The sequence below is a fragment of the Pseudoalteromonas sp. RWi3 genome, assembly GCF_054960735.1.
In genome coordinates, this window is record NZ_JBHNYL010000003.1 from 51,274 (window position 1) to 67,160 (window position 15,887).

14 protein-coding genes and 1 riboswitch are annotated in these 15,887 nt (G+C 40.4%); of the genes, 8 read left to right on the forward strand and 6 right to left on the reverse strand.

What is annotated here, in order from left to right; translation table 11 throughout:
- The first annotated feature begins 38 nt into the window (after positions 1–38).
- The 4 genes from argH to ACFI4Z_RS06060 all read left to right on the forward strand — a co-directional run bounded on the left by argH (position 39) and on the right by ACFI4Z_RS06060 (position 3,508).
- Positions 39–1,904: an argininosuccinate lyase gene (argH, locus tag ACFI4Z_RS06045; RefSeq protein WP_462669796.1), complete on the forward strand. Its 1,866-nt coding sequence runs from the start codon at positions 39–41 to the stop codon at positions 1,902–1,904.
- 269 nt (positions 1,905–2,173) lie between these two features.
- Positions 2,174–2,389, forward strand: a complete 216-nt coding sequence (locus ACFI4Z_RS06050) for a hypothetical protein (protein WP_135476336.1) — start codon at positions 2,174–2,176, stop codon at positions 2,387–2,389.
- 35 nt (positions 2,390–2,424) lie between these two features.
- On the forward strand, positions 2,425–2,955 hold the full coding sequence (locus ACFI4Z_RS06055) for a hypothetical protein (RefSeq protein ID WP_462669797.1): 531 nt from the start codon (positions 2,425–2,427) through the stop codon (positions 2,953–2,955).
- Between the two features lie 19 nt (positions 2,956–2,974).
- Positions 2,975–3,508, forward strand: a complete 534-nt coding sequence (locus ACFI4Z_RS06060) for a hypothetical protein (RefSeq protein WP_462669798.1) — start codon at positions 2,975–2,977, stop codon at positions 3,506–3,508.
- A 33-nt stretch (positions 3,509–3,541) separates the two neighbouring features.
- Here the strand turns inward: ACFI4Z_RS06060 and ACFI4Z_RS06065 are convergent, their stop codons facing one another.
- Positions 3,542–4,948, reverse strand: a complete 1,407-nt coding sequence (locus tag ACFI4Z_RS06065) for a capsule assembly Wzi family protein (RefSeq protein ID WP_462669799.1) — start codon at positions 4,946–4,948, stop codon at positions 3,542–3,544.
- Positions 4,945–5,427, reverse strand: a complete 483-nt coding sequence (gene coaD, locus ACFI4Z_RS06070) for a pantetheine-phosphate adenylyltransferase (RefSeq protein WP_462669800.1) — start codon at positions 5,425–5,427, stop codon at positions 4,945–4,947. Before coaD ends, ACFI4Z_RS06065 begins: the two co-directional genes overlap by 4 nt.
- 243 nt (positions 5,428–5,670) lie before the next feature.
- Here coaD and ACFI4Z_RS06075 point away from each other — a divergent pair, with 243 nt between their 5' ends.
- Together ACFI4Z_RS06075 and thiI are read left to right on the forward strand one after the other, a co-directional pair.
- Positions 5,671–6,321, forward strand: coding sequence for a TetR/AcrR family transcriptional regulator (locus ACFI4Z_RS06075; protein ID WP_462669801.1), 651 nt, complete (start codon positions 5,671–5,673; stop codon positions 6,319–6,321).
- A 112-nt stretch (positions 6,322–6,433) separates the two neighbouring features.
- On the forward strand, positions 6,434–7,891 hold the full coding sequence (gene thiI, locus ACFI4Z_RS06080) for a tRNA uracil 4-sulfurtransferase ThiI (RefSeq protein WP_099295030.1): 1,458 nt from the start codon (positions 6,434–6,436) through the stop codon (positions 7,889–7,891).
- Between the two features lie 31 nt (positions 7,892–7,922).
- On the opposite strand, the gene ACFI4Z_RS06085 is transcribed toward thiI, so the two are convergent.
- Both ACFI4Z_RS06085 and ACFI4Z_RS06090 read right to left on the reverse strand, forming a co-directional pair.
- The gene (locus tag ACFI4Z_RS06085) at positions 7,923–8,825 is read right to left on the reverse strand and encodes a ketopantoate reductase family protein (protein ID WP_462669802.1); all 903 of its coding nucleotides are present in this window, start codon (positions 8,823–8,825) and stop codon (positions 7,923–7,925) included.
- Positions 8,818–9,168 carry a VanZ family protein gene (locus ACFI4Z_RS06090; protein WP_099295028.1) on the reverse strand — a complete coding sequence of 117 codons (351 nt, stop codon included), beginning with the start codon at positions 9,166–9,168 and terminating at the stop codon, positions 8,818–8,820. Before ACFI4Z_RS06090 ends, ACFI4Z_RS06085 begins: the two co-directional genes overlap by 8 nt.
- A 152-nt stretch (positions 9,169–9,320) precedes the next feature.
- On the opposite strand from ACFI4Z_RS06090, the gene ACFI4Z_RS06095 reads away from it, so the two are divergent.
- Together ACFI4Z_RS06095 and ACFI4Z_RS06100 are read left to right on the forward strand one after the other, a co-directional pair.
- On the forward strand, positions 9,321–9,803 hold the full coding sequence (locus tag ACFI4Z_RS06095; RefSeq protein ID WP_462669803.1) for a YajQ family cyclic di-GMP-binding protein: 483 nt from the start codon (positions 9,321–9,323) through the stop codon (positions 9,801–9,803).
- A 206-nt stretch (positions 9,804–10,009) separates the two neighbouring features.
- Positions 10,010–10,167: riboswitch (cobalamin riboswitch) on the forward strand.
- A 34-nt stretch (positions 10,168–10,201) separates the two neighbouring features.
- Complete coding sequence (locus ACFI4Z_RS06100; protein WP_462669804.1) at positions 10,202–12,055, forward strand: TonB-dependent receptor domain-containing protein; 1,854 nt, start codon at positions 10,202–10,204, stop codon at positions 12,053–12,055.
- A 56-nt stretch (positions 12,056–12,111) separates the two neighbouring features.
- On the opposite strand, the gene msrA is transcribed toward ACFI4Z_RS06100, so the two are convergent.
- Positions 12,112–12,645: a peptide-methionine (S)-S-oxide reductase MsrA gene (gene msrA, locus ACFI4Z_RS06105; protein WP_462669805.1), complete on the reverse strand. Its 534-nt coding sequence runs from the start codon at positions 12,643–12,645 to the stop codon at positions 12,112–12,114.
- A 142-nt stretch (positions 12,646–12,787) separates the two neighbouring features.
- Positions 12,788–15,886 carry an efflux RND transporter permease subunit gene (locus tag ACFI4Z_RS06110; protein WP_462669806.1) on the reverse strand — a complete coding sequence of 1,033 codons (3,099 nt, stop codon included), beginning with the start codon at positions 15,884–15,886 and terminating at the stop codon, positions 12,788–12,790.
- Between the last annotated feature and the right edge of the window lies 1 nt (position 15,887).

A 15,887-nucleotide genomic window follows, 5' to 3' on the forward strand; every position in this document is an offset into this window, starting at 1 on the left:
CGATCGAACGGGGCAATTTCAGGGTTTGGAGATATTTCATGGCATTATGGGGCGGACGTTTTTCTACGGGTCCAGATGAAGCGTTTAAGCAATTTAACGACTCACTTCCCTTCGATTACCAACTCGCAGAGCAAGACATTGTTGGCTCTGTGGCATGGGCTGGGGCGCTTAAGCAAGTTGATGTACTAACAAGTAGCGAGCATGAAACGCTTGTTGCAGCACTATATGAATTACTCGATGAAGTTAAAGCTGACCCACTTGCAGTGGCGACGTCAGGCGCTGAAGATATTCATTCACATGTTGAAGCAGCATTGATTGAAAAAGTGGGTGACTTAGCGAAAAAGCTGCACACAGGGCGCAGCCGTAACGACCAAGTTGCGACAGATTTTCGGTTATGGTGCCGTGATACTGCCGATCATTTGCTCGAGGCCTTAGGGCAATTAAAAGGCGAGTTTGTTGCACTTGCTGAGCGTGAACTCGGTACTATTTTGCCAGGTTATACACACTTACAACGCGCTCAACCATTATTGTTTAGCCACTGGTGCATGGCGTACGTTGAAATGCTTGAGCGTGATGAAAGTCGTTTAAATGACGCCAAAGCGCGGATGAACTTTTGCCCATTGGGAAGTGGTGCACTTGCGGGAACGGCGTACCCAATAGATAGGCAAACACTTGCCACGGGGCTAGGTTTTACCGCTGCGACTAAAAATAGTTTAGATTCGGTATCTGATCGTGACTTTGTTTTAGAGCTTTTAAGTTGTGCCTCTATTTCAATGATTCACCTATCCCGTATGGCAGAAGATTTAATCTTTTATAACTCAGGTGAAGCAGGGTTCATTGAGCTTGCAGATAATGTGACATCTGGCTCATCTTTAATGCCGCAAAAGAAAAACCCAGATGCACTTGAACTAATTCGTGGTAAAACTGGCCGAGTATTTGGCTCGTTTAGCGCCATGATAATGACCCTTAAAGCACTGCCTCTTGCGTATAATAAAGATATGCAAGAAGACAAAGAGGGTTTATTTGATGCCATGCCAACTTGGCTTGCGTGTATACATATGGCGCAAGCGTGCATCAAAGGTGTAAAAGTAAATGCCGAGCGTACGCTTGCTGCAGCTAAAGGAGGCCATTCAAATGCTACCGAGTTGGCTGACTATTTAGTAGCTAAAGGTATTCCATTTAGAGAAGGTCATCATATTGTTGGTGTGTTGGTCCAAATGGCTATTGCGCAAGGGAATAACTTAGAAGATTTAAGTTTAGAGCAATTTAAATCTGTGCATAGTATTTTTGAACAAGATGTATACCCTGTACTAGAGATTGATGCTTGTATTAAAGCACGCCAAGCTTTAGGCGGGACCTCGTTGGAGCGAGTGTCTGTCGCTGTTAAAGATGCCAAAAAAAAACAGCAAATAACGGTACGTGATGCAAATTTAGATGATGTAGAGTCTATCGCTAAGCTAATACAGCATTGGGCAACAGTAGGTGAAAACCTGCCACGAGCCAAAAGTGATATGGTGCATTCAATTAATGAATTTGCTGTTACGGAAGTGAACTCAACGGTAGCAGGCTGCGCCTCTTTGTACATTTATGATACTGGCCTTGCAGAAATCCGCTCTTTGGGTATAGATCCTGAATCGGGGGTTTCTGGTCAAGGACGCCAGTTAGTTGAGCACTTACTAACAAAAGCCAAAAAATTGGCACTTAATCGCATCATAGTGTTAACGCGAGTACCAGATTTTTTTGAAAAACAGGGTTTTACATTCTGTACTAAAGAAAGCTTACCTGAAAAAGTAATGAAAGATTGTGAACTGTGTTTACGCAAAGACAATTGCGATGAAGTCGCAATGGAATTTATTTTAAAGCCAAGTCGGAGTACGGCGATCCCGTGTAAAAACGTAGCTTAAAATCCCTGGATATAAAAAACGTACGGTTACCCCTGTGCGTTTTTTTATATCTTATATCATCTGGTATGACCACTTTCAACTCACATATCTAGAAAAAGATCATAAATAGATCAATGTTTTTTAAAAGTTGGATCGCTACTTGCTTTATATCTATCAGATGGCTCAGTAAGGGTTCATCTTTGCACTACGCCAAAAAAATATCATAGCGTTATGCAAAAACAACTTAAATTGCTTAAGTAATCTCAACATTTAACGAAAGGAACAATCTCATGCAAGTTACAGGTAACAGCCAGCTGCAAATGCAAGCATACAACACAATGCAACAATCAAAGCCTGCTTTAGAACAAAGCGCTAGCAATAAAACCCTACAATCTGATACAGTGTCTATATCTAATGAAGCCTTATTAGCCGCAAGTGGTGGAGCTGAGATTCAGCGTGGTGGTGGTGGTTTATCTACAGACCCGGATCGTCGCAAACCTTCATAACTTGCTAAATTAGGTTTAGCAAAACGAGATGGTGTATGTATTTTGATTTAACGTCTTTAGGAATCCACTTTGATACTATTATCATTTGGGGTTTTTTAATGGCTTGCTTGTACAATTTATTGCTCAAGTTTACAGTAGAAGATAGAAATAGTTCACCTCTCGTTATATCAATTATAATGCTCCTCTCGTATGGTTTGAGCTATGAGTTTGTTGATCTAAATGCGGGAATGTATGTTTATCTAATTTGGGTTAAGTATGATGTTATTACCATAATTGCCCTTCTTGCAGCACACAAAATACTGAAGTTACAATTTACCGCTACTTTAAAATATATATTAGTTGGTTTATCAATTAATACTCTCATATTTTTTGGGATCCATGTTGACATTGTTTACCTTGGTAACTCTGATTATTGGTGGTTTTGGAGTTTTTATTCAGTTGGAATAAACGTTGTTGACTTCTTCATGGTGGTAACTCTTATCTTTGGAAAAGATTGGTTGCGAATAGGTAAGTTATTTTCTAAACGGAATAAGAAAAAGCACATTAGCAATTTTAAAAATTGCTAATTTTATTCCATAGTTTTTAATGCAATTTTTCCAAGAGTATGCAAGTTTGTATCTCGCTTCACTAGTGATGTGGAGTTTCTTGATGGCGTTCTTGTACAACCTAGTAAAAAAATCCGCAGCACCTAATGGCGATGGTGTGCTGATGTGGATGTCTCTAGCTATATTTTTATCTTACCTTCTTTCTGACCCACTTCTTAGCTTATCGGTGGGGGTTGATATTATTTATAGCATTAATGGATACATTATCTGGGCTATTAGCGATTTTTTTATTTTGTTTATAATTTTATTTATCACAAAAAAATCAAGAGTAAAAAAACTACCCGCTAAGCTCTACGTCATTGTTGGTTTAACAGTGAACATGCTGCTGTTTTTGGCAATGCATGTCGATATCAATGTTTTATTACACTACGAACATTGGTGGTTTTGGACTTTTTACTCGATAACCGTCAATGTTATGGATGTGATGATGATTATTGCACTGTTAACTAACAAAGACTTTTTAGGGCTGTTACGGTGTCATAGATGGGTGTTTGAGACCAAGCAAAGTGCTTGATCTCAATGTATTTAGCGGTCGTTCTAGAAGTTTTTAAAAGCGATATTCCCAACTGGTTTTAAGCGCTGTATTTGTGTCTGAATCACTATTAAGTTCGTCTTTAAACACTGAGCCAGTCACTTTCCAAAGACCCGAAAATATTGCTTGTTGATAACCTAACTCTAATTGTAGCCGTTTAAATGAACCTATCTCATTTGCAGGTGCTGTTATCAGTGATTCACCCTTTAACCAACGTACCTTGGCAAATCCAGCATAACCTTGCATCGTGTGGTACTGAGCGCCTAATACAGCTGACTTACTGTTATAAGGTGTTGAGCTGCCAATTAACCGGTCTTTATGAATATAGCCAGCGCTGATATGAGTTAAGGTATCATTGCCATAAGTGCAATCCATTGCTGAAAAGCATTCTTGTTGGGTATCGGTATACTCAAGGTAAGTTTTCAGTAATTGCTTTTGGTTGCCATAAAAGTGTTCAATGCCTAAGGTGTAAAATGGCTCACTTGGTGCAAAACCGCTGTCATTGCGGCCCATTATCTCTGCATAAATCCCAACCGCTTGACCTGCTATTTGTGTTGAATATTTGGCGTCTAGACTAGTAAGTTGTTGCTTTTTATTGTCAGCTTCTAATGTTGCAGTTTCAATAAAAGAGCTGGTTAAAAAGTCAGACCCAGATGTACTGAACGCAATTTCCAAACCAGGAAATGGTGTACTGGCAAAGCGCATCGCCCAATAATTACCTTCATCATTATTGCTAAGAGTCGGTTTTTGTTTAGCGAAAATACCGGTAAGTTGCCAGTTACCAATGAATGAGAGAAAACTTGGCCCATCATATTGAGTATTAGCACGGTTAACTCTAATACCTTTCATGGGAGCTGCATTATTTGAAAGTAGTAGGGCGTTATCATTACTTGGCCCCCACCAGTGACTTACCTGCTCGGCGCTAATTGACCAGTCAGCAATCAGGACCGCTAAATAGCTGCCCTGATTATTTATGTATTTATTATCAAGCGCCTCATCTGCATAATTTACGCTGACTTTAGCGCTAACTCTATTACCAGTGATAGAGCCATAACTGCTTACTCCGCTTGTTTGCTGATTACGACTGCCAAAACTTTGCTGTAAACTTGTATCGCTATTGAAGTGTGCTTTAACACCTGAGCTGGTGCCTTGCTTCGCATTTGCGAGGGCATGCTTTACATGTTGTAAAGCAAACTGGCTTTGCACAGATAAACTATCAAGATTGACATTTTTTAGGTCGCGAGCAATACCTTGCCACATTAAAGGGTAGCTATTAATCGGTTGCTTAATGACACCTTGATTAAAGAGCATTTCAATTGAAGCACGTAAAAGTGGATCATCTCCCTCAATCCACGGCCCTGCTAAACTTGGTAAAGAAAGTGAGAGTAATGCGGCACAACTGGCAAGTTTAGTTAACTTCATCCGTGTAATTTTTCCTCTAAAGCTTTGACTACAATTGGGCTGACAAACTCACTAACATCGCCTTTATGGCGCGCCACTTCTTTAACAAGTGTTGAGGAGATAAATGAATTCTTTTCTGCGGGGGTTAAAAATACACTTTCTAAATCAGGGTTTAGTCGTCTATTCATATTCGCTAATTGAAATTCATAATCAAAATCTGATACTGCACGAATTCCACGGATCAACACATTTGCGTTGTGCTCGCGAGCAAGATCAGCAAGTAAACCTGAAAAACCAATAACACTCACATTTTCAATATGATTTAAAAGGCTGTTAGCCAATGCAACTCGCTCTGCCAAACTAAAGCAAGGTTTTTTACTGGGGTTGTTCGCAATAGCTACAATCACAGTATCAAACATTTTTGCTGCGCGTTGAATTAAATCTGTGTGACCATTGGTTAATGGGTCAAAGGTACCCGGGTAAATTGCTGTGACTTTCATAGAACTTAGCTTAGTGTTATTTTGTTGGTTATATTAGCAGTGTTTGCAGTGCAAATCAGCCCTCTTACTTATTCAGCCTTTGCGTAAAGTTAGTTTAATTCATTTTCACTTATGTAAATGTTGATTTTAAGATAGAAATTTTCATGGTGGTGTTTTATTCGAATGGATTTGTATATACTGCGCCGCTAATATTAATTGCGTAAACTTTGAGCATTTGCTTTAAAAAATCTAGAGTAGCCTAATATGAGTACCAAGGACAAAATAATTAAGACCAGCATTGCGCTGTTTAATGAGCACGGGGAACGTGCAATCACAACAAACCATATTGCTTCTCACATGGGGATCAGCCCCGGCAATCTTTATTATCATTTTAAAAATAAAGAAGACATTATTCGTCATATATTTGCTTTATACAGTGAGCACCTTCATACCCAGTTTAGCCCTGTAGATGAAAATACAGATGGCTTTGTTCAATTAAGTGGTTACCTTGATGCCTTGTTTGAATTAATGTGGAGGTTCCATTTCTTCTACGATAATTTAGGTGACATTTTGTCGCGCGACGATGAACTTAAAAAGAATTACATCGAGTTTCAAGCCGCGCTCTTAACTCAAGTACGTGGCATAATTATTAGCTTACGTGATAGTGGTTTAATGGAGCTTAACGACGAAGATGCCACTGAACTTGCACATATGCTAAAGTTGACCGTGAGCTTTTGGACGCCTTACATTAAAGCGCGTCGTTTAAGTGGGGAGCTCGCTCAGCAAGATATTTATAAAGGTATTTTAAAAGTGCTTATGCTTTTTAAAGCGTATGCCGCCGAGCAAAGTATTCCTAAGTTGACCCAGCTAAAAGAGAAATACACCAAACTTGCGCAACAAACTATACCTGCTTAATTCAAACTAAGCTATGCGGTACTTGTTTATTTCCTAGACGTTAGATTTTTTGCTATAATCGCGCGCCCAGCACGTGGGTGCGTGAATTCTTAAATTGCCAAACGAGTAAACTATGCTTAAATTTATCGTCAAACTTCATCCTGAAATAGCTATTAAGAGCCGTTCAGTTCGTAAACGTTTTACAAAAGTGTTAGAAAATAACATTAAAATCGTGCTACGAAAGCTAGACGAGAAAGTGCAGGTTAAAAATAACTGGGATAATATTTCGGTTGTCACAAAAAGTGATAGTGCGCAGATGCGCCTTGACTTTATCGACGGTTTGCAACGAATTCCAGGCATCGTTCAGTTTATTGAAGTAACAGAAACCCAGTACGATAACCTTCATGATATTTACGAAATTGCGTATGACTTAATTGGCCACACCATTGCAGGCAAATCATTTTGCGTGCGTTGTAAACGCCAAGGTAAACATGAATTCACCTCTACAGATGTTGAACGCTATGTCGGAGGCGGGCTAAACCAGCATGTTGAAGGTGCTCGCGTACAACTTAGTCGCCCTGAAGTGACTATCCGCATCGAAATTAAAGATGATAAAGCCTACATTGTTACGCAAACTCACTTTGGTATGGCAGGCTTCCCATTACCTACGCAAGAGGATGTGCTATCACTTATGTCAGGTGGTTTTGATTCGGGTGTTGCTAGTTACCAAATGATCCGTAAAGGTGCGCGCACTCACTTCTTATTCTTCAACTTAGGTGGTGCCGCCCACGAGATTGGCGTAAAGCAAGCCAGCTACTACATTTGGAAGCAGTTTAGCTCTACACACAAGGTAAAGTTTGTTAGTGTAGACTTTGAGCCTGTGGTTGCTGAAATTCTTGAAAACGTTGAAAACAGCCAAATGGGTGTAGTGCTTAAGCGAATGATGATGCGTGCTGGTAGCAAAATAGCCGAGAAAATGGGTGTTCAAGCACTAGTCACCGGTGAAAGTATTGGTCAAGTTTCAAGTCAAACCTTGGCTAACTTAAGCGTGATTGATCGTGTAACAGAAACGCTAATTTTGCGCCCGCTCATTCAGCACGATAAACAAGAAATTATCAATATTGCACGTAAAATCGGCACAGCAGAAATGGCTGAAACTATGCCAGAGTATTGTGGTGTAATTTCTAAAAAGCCGACTGTTAAAGCAAAAGTACAAGTCATTGAAGCAGAAGAACAAAAGTTCGATTTTGATGTGCTTGATACCGTTGTTAGCAATGCACGTGTGATGGATATTCGTGATATCGATGTAGAAGCCAAGCAAGAACTTAAAGAGGCTGAATCAGTATCCGAGCTTCCCGCAGGAGCTGTTGTTTTAGATATTCGTTCACCAGAAGAAGAAGATGCAAATCCGTTAGAGATTGACGGTACTGAGGTTGTGCATTTACCCTTTTTCCGCTTAGCAACTAAGTTTGGGGATTTACCGCAAGATAAAGACTACTACTTGTATTGTGCAAAAGGGGTAATGAGTCAATTACAAGCCCTTATAATGCATGAAAACGGCTTTGCTAATGTAAAAGTCTATCGCCCATAACGAGTACAGCAACTTATTGTGAAAGCGCGAATTAATTCGCGCTTTTTTTATGCCTGATTACATCCAAGTAATATTGATTGTATGGTGTTTTTATACCGAACAACTCAGCTTGTTGGCAAATATAGCCGCACATAGCATCAATTTCAGTAGGGCGATTATGCATAATATCCTGATGCATGGATGAAAAGTTATTTGCAGTCGCACTCATTACCTTATAAGCGCTTTCTAATGAGTAAGGTAGTGTTACAGCAATGCCAAGTTTATTGGCTACTAAGCAAGCTTCGCTGAGTAAGTTGAAAATATCACTGTTGTATTTAGGTGAGTTAAGCTCTCCATTTTTCACATTATAAAATCCACTTAGTGGATTAATCGCTATATTTATTAATAATTTCTGCCAGCGAATAGTGTCAATCTGCTTGCTGTAGCTAAGGTCAGGAATTGCGCAAAGAGTTGATACCAATTCGCAATATTGTTGATCGGCAGGGCTATTATAGGCCCCTAAAATACTCTCGCCGTTTCCAGTATGTATCACCGTTGTTGAGTTTGCCTTGAAGCCCGCTAATCGTGTTGTTAAAAAATAAATAGGTTGGTTATTTAATGTGTTGTTCATAATAGGCGCTAAATCAGTCATCCCATTATGAGATAAAACCACTTTACATGCATCATTTAGGTAAGGGGATAATTGACTTAAAGCAATCTCAACTTGGTACGCTTTAACCGCAATAATAACAATGTCAATATTGGTTAAGCAGGCTAAGTGCTGATTATTGAGAGTTTTAATATTGATTAAATATTTGCCACTGCTGCCTTGATAATAATATTGCTTGCCTGACTTTTCGCTACGGGTGATTAAAGTTACATGGTTTGAAGTACTTAAAAAATAACTATATAACAGCCCTATAGCGCCATCACCCACAATAACAACATTACTCATGGCTCGGCTTTTTTCCAATATGAAATGCTAACTTGATAACAAAATAACTGGCGGCCCCAGCAAAGTCAGCAATAAAATCGGCCACAGAGGCTTGGCGGTAAGGGAGCATACCTTGCATTACTTCAATGGCAGCACCATATCCGGCAAGCAAAAATATTTGCACCCATAAAGGTAGTTTAAATGCTTTGTCCATTACGACAGCAAGGGCAAAAAAGATTCCAAAGTGAGCTACTTTATCAACATGCGGAAATAAGCTTGCAGCGCCTTTTATTTCTTTGGCAAATAAAAAAGTAAAGGCCACTATGCTGACTAAAAAGAGTACTTGATAAACACGCCGAGTCACAAAAAATCCTAAATTGGCTATAAATAGAGCCACAGTATATCAAACTAATTTTGCATCGCACCTGAACGATATGCAGAAATATGTAAAGATTTATAATTTTGGCGTTATAATCCCAAGCATATTAATTTTTTAAATCTTGTTAGGAGAGACGAATGCCTTCTTTTGATATTGTATCTGAAGTAGAAATGAACGAAGCACAAAATGCGGTTGATAATGCAAAACGTGAACTTGATACCCGCTTTGACTTTAGAGGCGTTGACGCATCAATTGAACTTAACGACAAAACCATCAAATTAAAAGCAGAAGCTGATTCACAAGTTCTACAGTTATTTGATATTTTAGCGAACAAAATTTCAAAACGTGGAATGGATGTATCAAGCCTTGAGTTGCAAGATATTTCGCGTGCAGGTAAAAACGTGTTTCGTAATGTCGCGCTTAAGCAAGGTATTGAAAAAGACGTAGCTAAAAAAGTGGTTAAAGCAATTAAAGACTCAAAAGTAAAAGTACAAGCCGCTATCCAAGGTGAAGAAGTACGTGTAACAGGCAAAAAGCGTGATGATTTGCAAGAAGCTATGCAAGTTGTTCGTAGTGCTGATTTAGGTCAACCATTCCAGTTTAAAAACTTTAGAGATTAAAAACTTAGCAGCGAGCACTGAGTTTATCCAGCTACACTGTTTATTTTTAAATATTATTGAAGCCAAATGACTTTTTGTTGTTTGGCTTTTGTATTTTTGTACTTATGCTTACTCGTAGCTCGAATATTTAGAAGTATAGCCGTCCATTGACATTTATCCGTAAAATCATCACAATAGCGACCTATTTTCAAGGTGCTTACTAAATACTAAGGTATAGGTTTCAAGGTATTGAAATTTTTAGTGAGATAATCGGGAAGTTGGTGCGTAGCCATGAAGACTATAATCCCAACACTGCCCCCGCAACGGTAATGCAAGTGCTAAGCACACGCTGAGTCCGGAGACCGGCCTTGGAGTAATTTACTATTTGCGTGTGCGGTGGGCACAGGCTTGGGGATATCATGCTAACTAAATCTACTCTAGGCGTAGCTATCGCAGCTGCGTTATCATTTTCAGTGTCTGCTGAACAACAACCTATTGAACATATTACGGTTTCTGCTAATAAGTTTGAACAAAACATTAATGATGTACTTGCCAGTGTCACGGTGATTGACCGTGCTGACATTGAATCAAGCTATGTACGTGACCTACCAAGCTTGTTATCTAAAGAAGCCGGTTTTCAAATCAATGCAAATGGCGGCTTTGGTCAAAATGCAGGGTTGTCTTTACGCGGCGCAAGCTCACGCCATACACTTATTTTAATTGATGGGGTTCGCACAGGTTCTGCTACGCTTGGCTATAAGAGTATTAATAATATTCCACTTAATAGCATTGAAAGAGTCGAGATAATAAAAGGTTCACGTGCAGCTGTTTATGGATCTGATGCGCTAGCGGGGGTAATAAACATTATCACCCGAAAAGCACAAAACACGACGATCGACCTTACTGTAGGTTCCGATTCTTATAAACAGTTACAGCTTGCAACCAGTGGGCAGGTTAGCGATGTTGATATTGCTTTAAATGCCGGTTATGAAAAAACCGATGGCTTTGACGTATTGCAAGGGTTGGCGCCTGATGAAGATGGTTTTGAAAATAAAAACATTGGCTTTAATATCGCATATCAAGATGAGTATTTAGGTACATTTTTAGCCCAGGGGCAGTATGCTCAAGGGGAGGCTAGCTATGACAGTGCTTATAGTCCCGCTGACAGTACCGTTGAGCAAGGTGAATTTGAGAATTATCAAACATCATTAGGCTGGAAAAAAACGTTTGAAAACAACAGCCACTCGATCGATATTGCCACTTCAAACGACAGCTCTGATGATTCAAGAGTGAGTTATACCGGCGATACGGTTGTTGATAAGTTTGAAACTGAGCGTGAGCAAATTGATTACAATGGTCAATATTTTTTAAATCAAGTTTTGACTTTGAGTGGTGGTTTAAACTGGTATAAAGACCAAATAAACACAAGTTCAGGCAGTTATTTAAAAGACAGCCGTGAAGTGTTTGCAGCTTTTGCTGGTGCTTATTACGATGATGAGCAGGTGCTTGCTAATTTAACGCTCCGTCAAGATGATGATCAGCAGTTTGGTAATGAAACAACTTACACAGCCGCTGTGGGTTACCATCTAAACGATATAGCAACGTTTAGAGTGAGCCAAAGCACAGGTTTTAAATCACCTTCGTTTAACGATCTTTACTACCCAGGTTCAGGCAATCCAGCCCTAACCCCTGAGACTTCTGATAACCAAGAGCTTGGTTTATCACTAAACGTGAAAGACATTAGCTTAGATGTGGCAATTTTTAGAAGTGACATTGAGAATAAAATTGCTTGGGCACCTAATGCAGCTGGTAAGTGGGTACCTACCAATATTAATCAAGCACGCCATGAAGGGGTTGAATTTAGCTTTATTCAACAGGTATTTGGCTTTGATCACGCATTCAATATGACTTACTTATCTGCTGATGATACACAAACGGGTGAATCGCTGACTTATGTTTCTAAGCAAAGTATAAATTGGTCGCTTAATAAAGCGTGGGGTGCATTTGATGCTGGCCTTGAAATGCAATACCGTGGTGATCGCCGTGGTAAATTAACTCAATTACCCTCTTATACGCTGTGGAATCTAGTGGGTCATTATCAAGCAACGGATAACTTAACTGTGTCGCTGCGTGTAGAGAATCTATTTGATAGAAGCTACAGCGCGGTTGATGCATATGGTAAAGATGTTGATGGCGATTATATAAATGACGAAATTTATTACTACAACACCGCAGAGCGTCGTGTGTTTGTTGGAGCCCAATACCAGTTCTAATAGTAAGGAAAATTAGCACTGAGTTTAAAGCTCGCCACCTACTTGGCGAGCTTTATTTACTTTAATTTATCAGCATAAAGTTGCTCAAACTTTTTAAGTTTAGGTGCAATCAATATACTGCAATATCCTTGGTTTGGATTTTCGTTGTAGTAATCTTGGTGGTATTGTTCTGCCGAGTAAAAATGACTCGCTGCGCTTACTTCGGTAACAATTGGTTCACTGATCTGTTTCTGCAATTCATTGATCATTGCAGTTACTTGTACGTGTTGCTGCTCATCATGATAATAAATTACGCTGCGATACTGGGTGCCAACATCGTTACCTTGACGGTTTAGTTGGGTAGCATCATGCAGAGTAAAAAACATCTCTAGTAACGTGTTGTAGCTTATTTGGTTTACATCAAATTCAAGCTGAACAACTTCTGCATGACCTGAGAGTCCAGTGCATATCTGTTTGTAAGTAGGGTTATCTGTTTCGCCACCAGTATAGCCAGAGCTTACGTTTATTACGCCTTTTACACGGCGAAAAGCAGCATCAATACACCAAAAACAGCCTCCACCAAACGTGGCTACTTCAATTTTTTTGCTCATTAGTTACTCCCAAAAACGTTAAATCGCTAACATGTTTTAGCCTAACAGAAGAACGGTGATAGCAGGGCTTTATTTCATGGATTAGATAGAGCAAGGAAAGGACAGAAGCGTTGCAGCATAGTGCTGCAACGCTATATGTGACTTACATTTCTTTAAGCGGCTTTTCAGCTTCTTGTTGATTAAGTTTTTGTTGTAAAAACTCTGGTGACTGAGTATTACGTGCAAGCGCAGAGTAAGCCGCAGGCACAATAAACAGAGTCAGTAAGGTCGCAACAATGACCCCTGTAAATACCACAACACCTATTACCATTCTACTTTCAGCGCCAGGGCCACTGGCTAACACTAACGGCACTGAACTCATAACCGTGGTTAATGAAGTCATGATGATAGGGCGTAAGCGCTGTGTTGCCGCTTGAACAATAGCCTCACTGAACTCAACGCCTTTATCTCGCAATTGGTTGGTGAATTCGACAATCAAAATACCATTTTTAGCACTGAGACCAATCAGCATGACAATACCAATTTGGCTATAAATATTAAGGGTTAAACCTGTATACCATAGTCCAAACAGCGCCCCTACCAAACCAAGAGGGACCGTTAGCATAATGACAAATGGGTGAACAAAGCTCTCAAATTGTGCTGCAAGCACCAAAAAGGTCACTGTTAATGCCAAAATGAATACATACGTCATGGCAGATGCGCCTTCATAAAACAGTTGAGATTCACCTTTATAATCTACGGCACCGTCTATGTCGTTCTCTTCTGCTGCGACTTTGTTTAAGAAATTAAGCGCTTCTTCTAAAGTGTAACCATCTGCTAAATTTGCACTCAAAGTAATAGAGCGCATGCGGTTGTAGCGGTTTAATCGTGATGCAGTCGCTTCTTCTTTTAGGCTAATAATACTATCTAGTGGGACTAACTCACCGCTACGCGATTTCAAATAGATATTTGAAATATCAGTAGGGTCGGTAAAGTCAGCTTTGGTTCCTTTTAGAATGACATCGTACTCCTCACCTCGGTCAATAAAGGTCGTCGCTCGACGTTGACCAAGCATGGTTTCAAGCGTACGGCCAATATCAGAAACGGATACACCGAGATCCGCAGCCTTATTTTTATCGATGTTGATCAAAAACTGCGGGAAGGTTTCTTTATAATCATGGTCAATACGAACTAAGCCTGGGTTCTTCTCTGCTCGTTCAATGATTCTGTCGCGCCAATCAGCTATCTGTGCGTAGTCATTGCCCTGTAATACAAACTCAATAGGGCGAGATGAGCCACCACCGCCAATGCCGCGGCGCATTATAGCAAAAGCGCGTACGTCAGTGACTTCTCTCATCTTGCCACTTATTTCACCCATCACCTCCCAAGTTGAACGCTTGCGCTCATCCCAGTCAGCCATGCCAATAATTGCAACACCACCATTGCCACCCCAGCCCGGAACTCGCACAAGTACGCGGCTTAGTTCGCCTGACTCAGAGTATGGTAAGAGGCGATCCTCTATCTTCGCCATATTGGCGGCGTTATTTTCATAACTAGCGCCTTCAGGGCCACTCATCATAATAAAAAAGGTGCCTCGGTCTTCTTTCGGCGTGAGCTCTGATGGCACTTGTTGATACAGCATAAAGCTTGCTAAACCAGCCAATACCATGGTTATTATTAAGCTCCACTTTCTTGCCATATTTGATCTCAGTGAATTACTGTAGGCATGTTCTATTTTGCCAAAAAGGAGATCCATTTTTTGGCTGAATTTACTCTCTTTTTCGGATGATTTGAGAACTTTTGAACATAATGCAGGGGAGAGCGTTAATGCAGTAATACTGGAAAAGAATACAGCTGCACTTACGGCCATAGCAAACTCAGTGAATAATGCACCAATACGGCCATCCATAAACACTAAAGGAACAAAAACAGAGATAAGCACTAAGGTTGTTGCAACAATCGCAAACCCTACTTCACGGGCACCACGATAAGCAGCTAAAAGTGGTGGTTCTCCTAGCTCAATTCTACGATGAATGTTTTCAAGCATAACAATCGCATCATCCACTACGAGTCCGATTGCTAGCACTAACGCTAACAGTGTGAGCAAGTTAATAGAGTAACCCATTGCGAGTAAAAACATAAAACTACCCACTAGCGCTACGGGGACCGTAATTGCAGGAATAAGCGTCGCGCGTATATTACCCAAGAAAAGATAAATAACTAATACGACCAATGCCATTGAAATTGCTAAAGTACGGTATACCTCATCAATTGACTCTTTGATGAAGATGGAAGAATCATAGCTGTCTTCAATCGTCGTACCTTCAGGCAGGTTACGCTTTATTTTTTCAAGTTCAGCGCGTGCGTTGTCAACCACGGTTAAGGTGTTTGCTTTTGCTTGCTTGACAATACCTAAACCAATCATGTTTCGGCCATTACCACGGAATAGGCTTTCATCATCGGCGGCTTCAAGGTGTACATCGGCCACTTCACCTAGGCGAACTAAGTAGCCATCTTCGCCTCGCTTGATGACTAGGTTTCTAAAATCTTGCTGGTCTTTGTAGCTACGCGCTGTGCGAACGGTGAAGTCGCGATCGATGGATTCAATCTCACCGGCTGGTAATTCAACGTTTTCAGTACGAAGCGTATTTTCTATATCACTTGAAGTAATACCTCGCGCTGCCATTGCTTGGCGGTTTAGCCACACTTTCATGGCATATTTACGTTCACCACCAACACGAACATTGGATACACCATCCACAACAGCTAAGCGGTCAACAATATAGCGTTGTGCATAATCTGAAAGCTGTAATGAGTCCATGGTTGTACTGTTAAGGACGAACCAAGCGATAGGGCTCTCATCACTGTTTGATTTTGACACTTCAGGCGGGCGCACTTGCTCTGGCAGACTATCTAGCGCACGAGCAACACGTTCTCTTACATCATTGGATGCAGCATCAATGTCGCGGCTAATATTAAACTCAATAGTGATATTAGAGCGGCCATTACGGCTCGATGAGTTAATACTTTTTATACCTTCAATACCTGAGATACGGTTTTCCAGTACTTGGGTTATTTTGGTTTCGATAATTTCAGCTGACGCCCCAGTGTAACTCGTGCTCACACTCACTATAGGTGATTCTATATCTGGGTATTCGCGCAGTGGTAGCATTGAAAATGCCACTAAACCGAAAGTCAGTAGTAATAAGTTAATAACGATCGCAAAGACAGGGCGTTTGACGCTGGTATCAGTAATTTTCACT

What these genes read in the sequence shown, in the direction of transcription:
- argH (WP_462669796.1), top strand. Translation starts at nt 39, where the DNA reads ATGGCATTATGGGGCGGACGTTTTTCTACGGGTCCAGATGAAGCGTTT.
- ACFI4Z_RS06050 (WP_135476336.1), top strand. Translation starts at nt 2,174, where the DNA reads ATGCAAGTTACAGGTAACAGCCAGCTGCAAATGCAAGCATACAACACA.
- ACFI4Z_RS06055 (WP_462669797.1), top strand. Translation starts at nt 2,425, where the DNA reads ATGTATTTTGATTTAACGTCTTTAGGAATCCACTTTGATACTATTATC.
- ACFI4Z_RS06060 (WP_462669798.1), top strand. Translation starts at nt 2,975, where the DNA reads ATGCAATTTTTCCAAGAGTATGCAAGTTTGTATCTCGCTTCACTAGTG.
- ACFI4Z_RS06065 (WP_462669799.1), bottom strand. Translation starts at nt 4,948, where the DNA reads ATGAAGTTAACTAAACTTGCCAGTTGTGCCGCATTACTCTCACTTTCT.
- coaD (WP_462669800.1), bottom strand. Translation starts at nt 5,427, where the DNA reads ATGAAAGTCACAGCAATTTACCCGGGTACCTTTGACCCATTAACCAAT.
- ACFI4Z_RS06075 (WP_462669801.1), top strand. Translation starts at nt 5,671, where the DNA reads ATGAGTACCAAGGACAAAATAATTAAGACCAGCATTGCGCTGTTTAAT.
- thiI (WP_099295030.1), top strand. Translation starts at nt 6,434, where the DNA reads ATGCTTAAATTTATCGTCAAACTTCATCCTGAAATAGCTATTAAGAGC.
- ACFI4Z_RS06085 (WP_462669802.1), bottom strand. Translation starts at nt 8,825, where the DNA reads ATGAGTAATGTTGTTATTGTGGGTGATGGCGCTATAGGGCTGTTATAT.
- ACFI4Z_RS06095 (WP_462669803.1), top strand. Translation starts at nt 9,321, where the DNA reads ATGCCTTCTTTTGATATTGTATCTGAAGTAGAAATGAACGAAGCACAA.
- ACFI4Z_RS06100 (WP_462669804.1), top strand. Translation starts at nt 10,202, where the DNA reads ATGCTAACTAAATCTACTCTAGGCGTAGCTATCGCAGCTGCGTTATCA.
- msrA (WP_462669805.1), bottom strand. Translation starts at nt 12,645, where the DNA reads ATGAGCAAAAAAATTGAAGTAGCCACGTTTGGTGGAGGCTGTTTTTGG.